Consider the following 11,464-nt stretch of genomic DNA (forward strand, 5'->3'; position numbering starts at 1 on the left):
TGCAACGGCTTCAATCACTGCTCTGGCGCGGCGCGGCATGCTGCCCGCCTTGCACGCGCCCTTGCCTCACGCAGCGGCGCCCTGCTCGCGCAACGCTTCGATCTGTCCGGCGTCGTAGCCCAGCGCTTGCAGGAGTTCGTTGGTATCCGCCCCCAGCACAGGCGGATCGCGCCTCACCCCAAGCCGCTGCCCGTCCATCATCAGCGGAAACAGCGCAGCGCCGGCGGTCTGCCCAGCCCGCTCGCCGTCGGGCAGCCGGATCTCGGCCAGCCCGCCGGTGGCGCGCAGATGCGGATCGTCGTACAGCTCCTCCGGCTTGACGATGGGGGCGAACGGCAGGCCGATGCGTTCGAATACGGCTGCCAGCTCGGCGGCGCGGTAATTCGCCAGCCGCTTGCGCAGATCCGCCAGCAGCGTGGGCCGCAACAGCACCCGGTCGTTGTTCGTGGCCATCGCCGGGTCGTTCTTCAGGTCGTCGAATCCGAAGGTATCGCAGAACGTCACCCACTGCGCGTCGCTCACCGCCGCCAGGAAAATCTGCTCGCCGTCCTTGACCGTGAAGACGTCGTAAAGCGCCCAGGCCGACACCCGCTCGGGCATCGGCGCAGACGGCTGGCCCGTGATCGCGTACTGCAGCATGTGCTGGCCCACGAGAAACACGTTGTTCTCGAACAGCGCCGACTGCACCTCCTGGCCGCGCCCGGTGATGCCGCGCTGGATCAGCGCCGCCATCGCGCCGATGGCGCCGAACATGCCGCCCATGATGTCATTCACGCTGGTGCCGGCGCGAACCGGATCGCCCGGCCGCCCGGTCATGTAGGCCAGCCCGCCCATCATCTGCACGACCTCATCCAGGGCCGTGCGCATGGCGTAAGGGCCCGGCAGAAAGCCCTTGTGGCTGACGTAGATGAGGCGCGGATTCGCTTTGGACAGCGAGGCATAGTCAAGGCCGAACTTCGCCATCGTGCCGGGACGGAAGTTTTCCGCCACCACGTCGGCGCTGGCGGCCAGCTTGCGCGCCACCTCCGCGCCCGCCGGGCTCTGGATGTCCAGCGCAATGCTCTTCTTGTTGCGGTTGAACATGGGGAAAAATCCCGCGCCCACGCCCAGCAGATGACGCGTGCGGTCGCCGCGCACGGGTTCGACCTTGATGACTTCGGCGCCCAGATCGGCCAGGACCATCCCGCAGGTGGGTCCCATGACCATGTGGGTGAACTCCACGACGCGCAGGCCGGCCAGCGGCAAGGGACGGGAGGATGGGGGAACGGCGGCGTTTTGCATGAAAGGCTCGATGTCGATGCGTGATGCGCGCGCTCAGGCCGGCTGGCCGCTGCGTGCAGGATAGGTCTTGGGCAGGCCGGCGCGCCACAGCGCGCCGTGCAGCGGCTGGTCCGGCAGCCAGCCGGCGGCGGCTTCGCGCAAGGCCAGCAGGCGGGGCAGGTCGACGCCGGTCTCGATGCCCATGCTCTGCAACATGAACACCAGATCCTCGGTGCTGACGTTGCCGCTGGCGCCCGGCGCGTGCGGGCAGCCGCCGATGCCGGCCAGGCAGGCGTCAAAGCGGGCAACCCCGGTATCCAATGCGGCCAGCACATTCGCCAGCCCCAGCCCCCGCGTGTCGTGAAAGTGCGCGCAGCACAAACGATCGCCCGCGATGCGCCTTGCCGCTTCAAACAGGCGTCCCACCGAGGCCGGATCGGCGTATCCCACCGTATCGGCCAGACTGACGCGGTCGGCCCCGGCATCCAGCAGCGCCTGCATGAGCCGCAGCACTTCGTCCTGCCGCACGTCGCCCTGCAAAGTGCAGCCAAAGGCCGTACCGACGCCGCCCTCGATCAGCATCGACGAGCCCGCCGCGTCGCGCGCCGCGCGCATCTGGCCGACCATCGCCACCACCTCGCCCGGCGTCTTGCGCAGGTTCGCCAGGCTGTGCGCATGACTGGCCGACAGCGGGACCAGCATCAGATGAGCGCCGCTGGCCAGCGCCAGTTCAGCGCCCTTCAAATTCGGGACCAGCACAGACACCGACAGGCCGGCAAGCTGCGTGGCATGCGCGATCAGTTCTGCCGTGTCGGCCAACTGCGGCAGCAAGCGGGCGGGCACGAACGAGCCCACTTCGATCTCGCGCTGGCCCGCCGCATAGGCCGCGTCGATCCAGTCGAGTTTGGTCTGCGTGGGCATCACCACCGAAAGGCTCTGCAGGCCATCGCGCAGCCCCACTTCACGGACCGTGACGGCCGACGGGCGACAGGGGGATTCTTGAATGGGCATGGCAACAGGGCGATGGAAACAGAAATCCCAGTTTAGATATTCTTGATTCGCTAACAAGCGGTATTTTGGAACGATTAAAATTCCGTTTCGGAACATCAAACAGGATGACCGCCATGCGCGACCTCGACATCACCACCTTGCGGCTCTTCATCTCCGTCTGCGAGACCGGCAACATTGCCCGCGCCGGCCAGCGCGCCAATATCGTGGGGTCGGCCATCAGCAAGCGGCTCGCACAGCTTGAGGACACCGTGGGGGCCAAGCTCCTTACGCGCAAGCGCCGGGGCGTCGAGCCCACCGAAGCCGGCGAAACGCTGCTGGAGCACGCGCGCGCCATCCTCGCCAGCTCCGAGCGTATCGAACGCGACATGTCCGCCTACGCCAGCGGTGTGAAGGGGCAAGTGCGGATTCTGGCCACAGCGTCGGTCCTGGCCGAATCCCTGGCCGAGGACATCGCTGCCTTTCTTAAAGCCGAGGCCCATCGCAACATCCGGGTCGACATGGAGGAGCGCGTCAGCCACGAAGTCGTGCGCGGCGTGCGGGAGGGCATTGCCAGCCTTGGCATTTGCTGGGATGCGGCCGACTTTCATGGACTGGAACAGCGTCCCTACCGCGGCGACCGCCTGGCCATCGTCACCGCGCCGGACCATCCGCTCGCCGACAGCGAAGCCGTCTTTTTTGAAGACGCACTGGAATACGAGCATGTGAGCATGCCGGCCGCCGGCGCCGTGCTGCGCATGTTGCAGACGGCAGCCAACGACAGCGGCAAGACGCTGCGGCACCGCGTCACGGTCAGCAACTTCGATTCGGCCTTTCGCGTCGTACTGGCGGGACTTGCCATCAGCGTGGCGCCCATCGAGGTCGCCACGCCCTATGCGATGGCGCACGGGCTGCGGGTGCTGCCGCTGAAGGACGCCTGGAGCCGGCGGCGCTTTGCCATCTGCATGCGCAGCGAATCGGCGCTGCCTGCGGCGGCCGCGTTGCTGCTGGATCACCTGGTGGCGGCCGGCGCGAACGGCGAGTCGTGAACTGGCGTTGGCTGGGGCGAGGCTTCGAGATGCGCACGGATCGTGCATCGGGCAAGTTGATCCTGATTAGCCGTACTAATCAAAGATTAGGATATTTAGTTTTTCTAATTCCGCGGCCAGCGCTAGTCTGAGCGCCCCTAATGACCTTGCCAGACGTTGCAGCATGTCCACCGCCTTCATCCCCGGATTTCTCCTCGGCCTCAGTCTCATCGTCGCCATCGGCGCACAAAACGCCTTTGTGCTGCGGCAGGGCTTGCGCAAGGAGCATGTCTTCCTGATCTGCCTGACTTGCGCGCTGTCCGACGCCATCCTGATCGCGGTGGGCGTGGCGGGCTTTGGCGTGGCGGTCGGCCTGCTGCCGTGGCTGGAACCCGCCATGCGCTACGGCGGGGCGCTGTTTCTCTTTGTCTACGCGGCGCGCAGCCTGCATTCGGCGTTTCGCAAGCAGCACGACCACCTGTCGCCTTCGTCACGTCAGGCGAATGGGCCATATGCCGCCCTGGCGACCTGCCTGGCGCTCACCTGGTTGAACCCGCACGTGTACCTGGACACCGTCGTCCTGCTGGGCTCCATCTCCAGCCAGTACGAAGGCCGCAAGCTGGCCTTTGCCGCGGGTGCGATCTGCGCGTCGTTCTGCTTTTTCTTCGCACTGGGATATGGCGCCCGGCTCCTGCGGCCCGTCTTCGCCAATGCCACCGCGTGGCGTGTGCTGGATGCCTGCGTCGGCGTCCTTATGATCGTGATCGGCGTCCAGCTGGTGAGGTAATCCTCATCCATATGGCGGACGGCGAAGGCGGCGGCGCGCTGCTACGCTGCCCTACCCGTCCTCCTTAAAGGATCGTCCGCCATGAGAACCGCAGTTGGCGCCGCCTGCGCATTGGCCATCCTGCTGTGCAGCGGTCCGGCCTTCGGCCAGTATGTGGTGCGAACCCAGGATATGAGCGGCAAATGGAGCGTGCCCAACCCGCAGTACGAAGGCGTGCCCGAGCTGTTCCGGGCAAGCTCCGGCGCCAAGCGCGCCTGCCTGGACCGCGGACCGCCCAGCAACCTGTACCGCGCGACCAAGGTTATCGACCTGCGGACCGGCGAAGAGGTGCTGGTGGTGGACTGCATCCCGATTCGCAACGAGCAGCGCCAGCGATCGGAGCAGATTCGGGCGAATGCGTTGAAGGCGGCGCCGGCGCAGTGACCACTCGTTCTTGAACCGTGTCGCCGTCCGTGAAGGCGCGCCGCCAGGGTTCCAGGCCTAAGCCACGCGTCTTTGCAACGAGCGCCCTATCGCTTCTTTTGCGCGCCGTCCCGCTCGCCAGCGGACGCATTAATGTAGTCCTTGACCGTGCCGTCTTTGTTGTAGGTCACCGTCAATGTGCGCTGGTCCTGCATGGCGCCGTACTCGCTGTTGTTGAAGTAGAACCATGACGCGGTGCGCAGGCCTTGCGAGTTGACCTGCTGCGTGCGAGGCGGGCCAAAGTCGCGGACCATCTCATCGAACGTCGTGACGTTGATCTGGATGGCTTGCACCTTGGCCTGCGTGATCATGTCTCCCGGCGCGGGAGCAGCGCAGCCCGCCACGATGGCGGCCACGAAAAGCACGGACGATCTCATTGAACTTCCCCAGTCCTATCAGCCGGCATGCGCGGCCGTTGTGTTTGTGAATTCCGAACGAGCATAAGAATACCCTGCCCGCCGCCGCGCACAGGGTGAGCGTGCGCCGCAATGGCCGGTCAGCGCCTGTCATGTTGCGGTCATCTACAATGCCGCCAGTTGCCGAGCGCGAAGTGGCGCCGGCCCGCAACAAACAGGCAGCATGACCCGCGCGAAGAAATCAGCACCCCGAAAGAAAGCTCCGGCCAGCAAAAGCCGGGCCGCCAGCCCCGGCCGCATCTACCGATTCCTGCGAACGTTCACGCTCACGTCGCTGGCCGCTTTCGGCGCGGCCACCTATGCGTTGAACCCGCAGTGGCGCGCCCACTTCTCCATCGACGACATCCTTGCGCGCGTCGGTTGGCCGAGCCAGGAAAAGTTCGCACCCGCGGCTGTACCCGCCGGCGGCATGGCGCACACGCGCTTTTCCGATTGCCCGCAATTCTTCCCGCAGCAACGCCCGCCCGTCGTGCCCGCCAGCCAGACGCTGCGAGAACTATGCTTTTCAAACTTCGCCATCCTGCACAACGGCCAGACCAAGACGCCGGTGTTCGTGGCCGAGCGCCTGAACCGCAAGCTCCTGACGCAGGCGCAGGGCATGGAGCGGTCTGACAAGTTCTATGCCGAGGCACGCGTGCCGCGCGCCGAACGCGCCGAACTGACGGACTACAAGGGGTCCGGCTACTCGCGCGGCCACATGGCGCCGGCGGGTGACATGTCCACGCACGAAGCGATGGCGCAGAGCTTTTCGCTGGCCAACATGGTGCCGCAAGACCAGCGTCACAACGGGGGTCCGTGGAGCCAGATCGAACAGGACACGCGGAAATACGTGATGCGCGCGTCAGGCGACGTATACGTGTTCACCGGGCCTTTCTACGGCGACAAGCCCAAGGAGATTGGGACCGGCGTTGCCGTGCCGAGTCATCTGTTCAAGGTCGTGTTTGATGCGTCCACAGGGCGCTCGTGGGTGCATTGGCAGGCCAACAGCGCGAGCACCAAGGCGGGCGCGCCGATCAGCTATGAAGAGTTTGCGCGCCGCACGGGGATGCAATTGCTGCCGGCAGGGAATTGAACGCCCATCTGGCGTTGACCGCCCGGCGTCGATGTTGGTGTTGGTTTGGTGTCGAACGGATATCGCCCGCGGCGCTTACTTCGGCCGCGGCGACGGCAACCCTTGATCCACGGCGGGCCACTCCCCCGCCCGCAGGCGCGGCAGGCATATGATCATTGCCTTCGCCACATTGCGCACCTCTTCCTGCACGGCAGTGTCCTCGTCCAGCTCCGAGTGACTCGTGGCATACGGCTCGTAGTAGCCAATGTAGCGATCCAGCTTCGACGACGCCCCCGCGTCCACCAGCCCCATCCATTCGAGCCAATCGCACAGCGCGCGCCGATGCCCCTCGATGCCCGCCACGTCGCCGTGCACCACCACACCATACGCGCGGCCGGCCAAGTGCTTCGGAAACGGCCACCCGTCCATCTCGATCTGCTTGGCCTTCATCGCGTCTTTGCCTGACGTCGTCGTCGGATCGGGATTGCCGCCGTCCGCACAGACGAGCCGGTCGATCATCAGCTTCAGGACGCTCGGCGACTGATACCAATAGGTCGGCGCGAGCAGGATCACGCCATGCGCCGAGACCCACTGCTCGTAGATGTCGTTCATCGCATCGTTGTCCTGCCCGAGCGAATGGTTGGGATAGCAACTACAGGGCCAATGGCAAAGCGGCATCGCGGTGGACACGCAGCCTTTGCAGGGGTGGATGAGGTATTGGTATTCCGACGTGAGCCGGCTGAGATCCAGCATGTCCGCCTGCACGCCGGCCGATTCCAGTTCGTCGCGAATGAGTTCAGACAGCCGCCAGGTCTTTGCGACCTCGCCAGGACAGGTCCCGTCATTGCGCGCCGCGCAGTTGACCACCAGGACGCGCGAGCGCGTTTCCGGATCGCGCTGCACCAACGCCGCGCGCGCGAGGCGATCGTGGGCATCCTTCCATTCCACAGATAAGTCGTAATCGGGATCTGCGTAACCTGATCCCGCCTTGACAGTGTCGGGCGCCTTGCGTCCGTTCTCGTAGGCATCCCAGGCGATTGCTTCAAGCCTTTCCAAGGCTTCGGTTTCAGACTTGAACGCCGGGTCGTAGAAGCGGCGCATGAAGCGCAGGCGGAATGTGTCGCGGGGCAGCTTGCCGGAATATTGTCCTGATCGGACTTCGAGCTTCGGATTGGCCATTGCAGTGACTCCGCGAAGATGAACTCTGCCAGGCAGCAACTCTCATTCCCGCCTGCTTGCTGCATGGCTTGCACCCGGCTGATGACTGCGCGGGCGCGTCACACCTTTCAAGCGCGCATCGAGTGCAGTAGGATGAACCGACCGACTGGAGGAATTATGCAAACAGCAAAGTGGGACTTTCAGATCGCGCAGCCGGAGCAGGACGGCGATGAATGGCGCATCGGCTACACGCTGATCTCGCCGATAGCCGGCGTGCCGTCCGAACGCATTGCCATCGACGAGCGGTTTCATTCCGCCCACGGCGCCATTGCCGAGGCGACCCGCCTCGCGCAGATTCATGTTGCCGACTTGAACGGTGAAGCGCCGACGTTCGAACGTCCGAGCGATTCCGAGGTGCCATTTGACAAGGACCAGCGGTTTTAGACAGTCCCGCGCAAGCGGACAAACGCAGCCACGCGATCATTCCCCGCGTGGCTGCAAATCGCTACGAATGTGCGTTCTACAACGGCTCTTTAGCGAGCGGGAGTCGGCGCGCTGCTGGCCGGCGCAGCCGGATTCGCCGGGGTGGCGGGCACCTGGATCTCTTTCTTGCGCAACACCCCACCGCCCTGCACGCTGCCCTGTACATTCGTCGGCGAGGTCATCTTCGCCACGCAGGTCGCCCGCTGCGATTCGGGCAGACGGTTGCAGCGCGCCAGCTCGTTCTGCCGCAACTGCTCGGGGCTCTCGGCACTCAGGTTCTGACGATCACGCTCTTGCCGCGCTGCGGCCGCTTCGCGCAGGCACGTCTCGAGCGGTTGGCCGGAAGCACCACTCTTGCAGGTCGCGACATCCTGCTGATGCTGCGCTTGCGAGGTAGCGCTGGTGTCGGCGGCGTGCGCCGCGCCCATGGCCCACGTGAGACCCGCCAGGCAAACGATCGCGGACACTCTTTTCAGAGGCACTTGAACAGCATTCATCTTGTGAACAGTATTCATGGTCAGCTCCTCAAAAAGGGAAATGCGCCCGGCGACACGCCGGACGGAACCTCCCGGCAATATATCTAACACGCAGGAGTCGTGGGTCGCGACGAACGAAGTAACGTGATGTGTCACCCGCCGAATTCGATAGGCGTGTTTCAACGCGCCAGGTAGGCGCGTACGAGTTCCATCAGATACTGGCCTTGGGGCGTCGGCGTACTGTCACGCCGGCGCACGATGTACACATCCCGCGTGATGTCGGGATCCAGCACCGGAATCGACTTCAGGCCATAACCATGCGCTTCGAACAACGCCGGCATGATGGTCACGAAATTGCCCGACTGCACAAGCCCGATCATGGTGGCCAGCTGATCCACCTCGATGGTCCATGGCAACTCCAGCCCGCGAGCGTTCAGGACGCTGTCGATCTGCAAACGGGTGGAACTGACCGGATTCAGCCCAACTACCGGCAGGCCAGGCAACTTTTTCCACGACATCTTGCGACCGCGTGGCGCCAGGGCAGAACGCTCGGCATACACCAGGTTGAAGCCATAGGTGGCGATGCGCTCGGCCTCCAGGGTGGGGCCGAATGACACCGGCGTGGTGATGCCGAATTCCACCTCACGATCCTCGACCAGTGCCGTCGTGACGGTGGCGTTGCCGTCGCGGATGGAAAGATACACCTGCGGATGCCGTGCATAGAATTCGGGCAGCACATTCGGCAGCACCGAATAGCCTACCGAGGCCACCGTGCTCACCATCAGCGTGCCTTCGTGCCCCCGCGCGCGGCGGGCTGCCTCGGTCAGGCTGGCATCCATCTGGGTGACGATAGGCAAAACGCGCTCATAAAGCGCGCGGCCCAGCGACGTCAGCACCACTGTGCGCGTCGTACGTTCGAACAAGCGCCCGCCAATTTCCGATTCCAGCTTCGCGATGCGCCGGCTCAAGGCCGAAGTCGTGACGCACAGCAGCGCGGCGGCCGACGTGTATTGCCCCATGCGCGCAACGCAGCAGAACGCGCGGACATCTTCAAGATCGTAATTGATTCGCATGGATCAATAATCGTTGAAATTTTTTCGATAGACGTAACTATACGCGCTGCCTGAACATGCGGGCATCACTTCGACGAGCCATCATGAATCCACAAGGCAAGGGCATTTTCCTGAAATCGATGAGCAGCTTCTTCGTGGGCGGTGCGACCGCCGTGCTTGAAGGCCTGCCCGTCGAATATCGCAGCATGGTCCTGAATGGATCGCCGCGCGAGGTCAACCCGAACGGAGAGCAGGTCTATGGGCAGATGTATGTCCAGGAATACCGTCTGGCACAGCCCCGGCATCCGGATCCGGTGCTGCTGTGGCATGGCGGGGGCATGACCGGCTGCACATGGGAAACGACTCCTGATGGCCGCAACGGCTGGCTGTGGAAATTCCTGGATGCCGGTTACGACGTGCTGGTCAGCGATGCGGTCGAAAGGGGCCGGTCCTCATGGGCACGCTTTCCGCAGGTGTATCGCGAAGCGCCCGTCTTTCGCACAAAGCGCGAGGCCTGGACGACGTTTCGCATTGGACCCGTCTACGACCCGGACCCGGCGCGGCGAGAGGCCTATGCAGAGCAACAGTTTCCCACCGAGGCGTTCGACGCGTTCGCCAATCAATGGGTGCCGCGCTGGCCAGGCCACGAGTCCATGATCCTGGCGGCATACGAAGCGTTGATCGACAGGGTGGGGCATTGCCAGATCGTCGCCCACAGCCAGGGTGCGGGCTTTGCCGCCGAAATTGCGCGCCGCCGTCCAAACTCGGTGCGCCGGGTGGTGGGCGTGGAGCCTGGCGGAATGCCGCAAGCGGCGCCGATTGAGGCGCTACCGCCGCATCTTGTTGTGTGGGGCGACTTCATCGAAGCGTCGGGCTCGCACTGGGTCGGCTACCGCCAACAAGCCGAACGTTATCTGGATTCCATTCGGGGGTGCGCCGACGTAGCGGTGCTGGACCTGCCCGCCAGCGGTGTTGCCGGCAATTCGCATCTGCCGATGATGGACCGCAATAGCGACGAGGTGTTCCAACGCGTCCTGAAGTGGCTGCAAAGCTGAAGAAACACGAACGAAAACAACAGGAGACAACCATGAACATTCGAACCCTTTCCAGCGCGGCGCTGCTGGGAGCCCTTGTGTTGGGAGGAACGAGCGCGGCGCATGCGCAGGCCTACCCCGCCCATCCCATCAAGCTAATCGTGGGATACGCGCCGGCAGGCTCGGTCGACACGTTCGCTCGCATCATCGCCCCCGAGCTGGGCCGCGAGCTGGGCCAGACCGTCGTCATCGAAAATGTCGCGGGAGCCGGAGGCATCATCGGCGTCACTCGCGCCGTCAACGCCAAGCCCGACGGATACACGGTGCTGATGGGCATCGTGTCCGATGTCGTGATCGCGCCCATCCTGCAATCGTCGGCGAAATACACCTACCGTGATTTGGCCGCCGTCGCACCGCTGGGCACGAGCGGCGTCGGTGTGGTGGCGAACCCGAACCTGGGAGTGAAATCGTTCGGCGACCTGATTGCACGCGCCAAGGCAAACCCGGGCAAGCTGACCTACGGCGCCACGGGCGTCGGCTCCCTGCCCGCTATCGCAATGGAGAGCTTCAAGCTCACCACTGGTACGGACATTACTTTCATTCCCTATGCGAGCGCCTCAAAAATCGCGACCGATGTCATCGGCGGAAATGTGGATATCGCGGTGTCTGGGCTGCCGGCCCTGCTTGAACTGATCAAAAGCGGGCGTGTGACGGGCGTGGGCGTCATGAGCCGCGATCGCGACATCGGCAACCCGGACTTGGCGTCGGCGGGTGAAACACCGGAACTCAAGGGGATGGACTATTACTTCTGGACGGGAATTTTCGCGCCGTCGAATACGCCGGAACCTATCGTCCAGACATTGAACGCCGCGTTCAGCCGTGTCATGGCCAAGCCGGATATCCAGGCACGGTTCAAGGAATTGGGCGTCAAGGTCAGCCCGCCCACCTCGCCCCCCGCGTTTGGGCAGTTCGTGGCGAGCAGCGATGCCCAATGGCAAAAGCTGATTGAAGAAGCGAAGATCCCGCGTCAGTAGGATGAGGGGGCGGAGCGCGCGCGTACACGCCTACGCTCAAACGCCCGAAGCCTGATCTCGATTCGGACGGACCAACAAAATGGCCCCAACCTCTGTGAGTTTGGGGCCATTTGCATGGTGGTCCATATTTTGGGCCACCTGTCGTCTTTCTGGCACTGCGGAGATCCGGAGACCCGCATGAATATTGGTCGGGGCGGTGGGATTCGAACTCACGACCCTCTGCTCCCAAAGCAGAT

At 64.1% G+C, this 11,464-nt stretch carries 13 protein-coding genes; 7 read left to right on the forward strand and 6 right to left on the reverse strand.

The window, feature by feature from the left end:
- Nucleotides 1-66: 66 nt before the first annotated feature.
- Nucleotides 67-1,281 (reverse strand): CaiB/BaiF CoA-transferase family protein, encoded by a 1,215-nt coding sequence (locus RT697_RS13005; RefSeq protein WP_313699359.1) that lies wholly within the window; start codon nt 1,279-1,281, stop codon nt 67-69.
- A 33-nt stretch (nt 1,282-1,314) separates the two neighbouring features.
- Nucleotides 1,315-2,271 (reverse strand): hydroxymethylglutaryl-CoA lyase, encoded by a 957-nt coding sequence (locus tag RT697_RS13010; RefSeq protein ID WP_313699361.1) that lies wholly within the window; start codon nt 2,269-2,271, stop codon nt 1,315-1,317.
- 113 nt (nt 2,272-2,384) lie between these two features.
- On the opposite strand from RT697_RS13010, the gene RT697_RS13015 reads away from it, so the two are divergent.
- From RT697_RS13015 to RT697_RS13025, 3 genes are all read left to right on the forward strand, one after another.
- The gene (locus RT697_RS13015) at nt 2,385-3,296 is read left to right on the forward strand and encodes a LysR family transcriptional regulator (RefSeq protein ID WP_313699363.1); all 912 of its coding nucleotides are present in this window, start codon (nt 2,385-2,387) and stop codon (nt 3,294-3,296) included.
- A gap of 163 nt (nt 3,297-3,459) precedes the next feature.
- Nucleotides 3,460-4,062 (forward strand): LysE/ArgO family amino acid transporter, encoded by a 603-nt coding sequence (locus RT697_RS13020; RefSeq protein ID WP_313699365.1) that lies wholly within the window; start codon nt 3,460-3,462, stop codon nt 4,060-4,062.
- An 81-nt stretch (nt 4,063-4,143) separates the two neighbouring features.
- Nucleotides 4,144-4,485 (forward strand): hypothetical protein, encoded by a 342-nt coding sequence (locus tag RT697_RS13025; RefSeq protein WP_313699367.1) that lies wholly within the window; start codon nt 4,144-4,146, stop codon nt 4,483-4,485.
- Nucleotides 4,486-4,571: 86 nt separating this feature from the next.
- Here the strand turns inward: RT697_RS13025 and RT697_RS13030 are convergent, their stop codons facing one another.
- Nucleotides 4,572-4,901: a hypothetical protein gene (locus RT697_RS13030; RefSeq protein ID WP_313699369.1), complete on the reverse strand. Its 330-nt coding sequence runs from the start codon at nt 4,899-4,901 to the stop codon at nt 4,572-4,574.
- A gap of 202 nt (nt 4,902-5,103) precedes the next feature.
- Between RT697_RS13030 and RT697_RS13035 the strand changes: the two genes are divergently transcribed.
- On the forward strand, nt 5,104-6,012 hold the full coding sequence (locus tag RT697_RS13035) for a DNA/RNA non-specific endonuclease (RefSeq protein WP_313699371.1): 909 nt from the start codon (nt 5,104-5,106) through the stop codon (nt 6,010-6,012).
- 75 nt (nt 6,013-6,087) lie between these two features.
- On the opposite strand, the gene RT697_RS13040 is transcribed toward RT697_RS13035, so the two are convergent.
- Nucleotides 6,088-7,170 carry a flavodoxin family protein gene (locus RT697_RS13040; protein WP_313699372.1) on the reverse strand — a complete coding sequence of 361 codons (1,083 nt, stop codon included), beginning with the start codon at nt 7,168-7,170 and terminating at the stop codon, nt 6,088-6,090.
- Nucleotides 7,171-7,326: 156 nt separating this feature from the next.
- Here RT697_RS13040 and RT697_RS13045 point away from each other — a divergent pair, with 156 nt between their 5' ends.
- On the forward strand, nt 7,327-7,593 hold the full coding sequence (locus tag RT697_RS13045) for a hypothetical protein (protein ID WP_313699374.1): 267 nt from the start codon (nt 7,327-7,329) through the stop codon (nt 7,591-7,593).
- Between the two features lie 89 nt (nt 7,594-7,682).
- On the opposite strand, the gene RT697_RS13050 is transcribed toward RT697_RS13045, so the two are convergent.
- Together RT697_RS13050 and RT697_RS13055 are read right to left on the reverse strand one after the other, a co-directional pair.
- Entirely contained in the window at nt 7,683-8,147 is a 465-nt protein-coding gene (locus tag RT697_RS13050) for a hypothetical protein (RefSeq protein ID WP_313699376.1), read from the reverse strand.
- Nucleotides 8,148-8,287: 140 nt separating this feature from the next.
- Nucleotides 8,288-9,181: a LysR family transcriptional regulator gene (locus RT697_RS13055; RefSeq protein WP_313699377.1), complete on the reverse strand. Its 894-nt coding sequence runs from the start codon at nt 9,179-9,181 to the stop codon at nt 8,288-8,290.
- A gap of 83 nt (nt 9,182-9,264) precedes the next feature.
- Between RT697_RS13055 and RT697_RS13060 the strand changes: the two genes are divergently transcribed.
- Nucleotides 9,265-10,215, forward strand: a complete 951-nt coding sequence (locus RT697_RS13060; RefSeq protein WP_313699379.1) for an esterase — start codon at nt 9,265-9,267, stop codon at nt 10,213-10,215.
- 32 nt (nt 10,216-10,247) lie between these two features.
- Nucleotides 10,248-11,228, forward strand: a complete 981-nt coding sequence (locus RT697_RS13065) for a tripartite tricarboxylate transporter substrate binding protein (protein ID WP_313699381.1) — start codon at nt 10,248-10,250, stop codon at nt 11,226-11,228.
- Nucleotides 11,229-11,464 lie beyond the last annotated feature (236 nt).

Source organism: Achromobacter sp., from assembly GCF_032113835.1.
Taxonomy (GTDB): domain Bacteria; phylum Pseudomonadota; class Gammaproteobacteria; order Burkholderiales; family Burkholderiaceae_B; genus Achromobacter.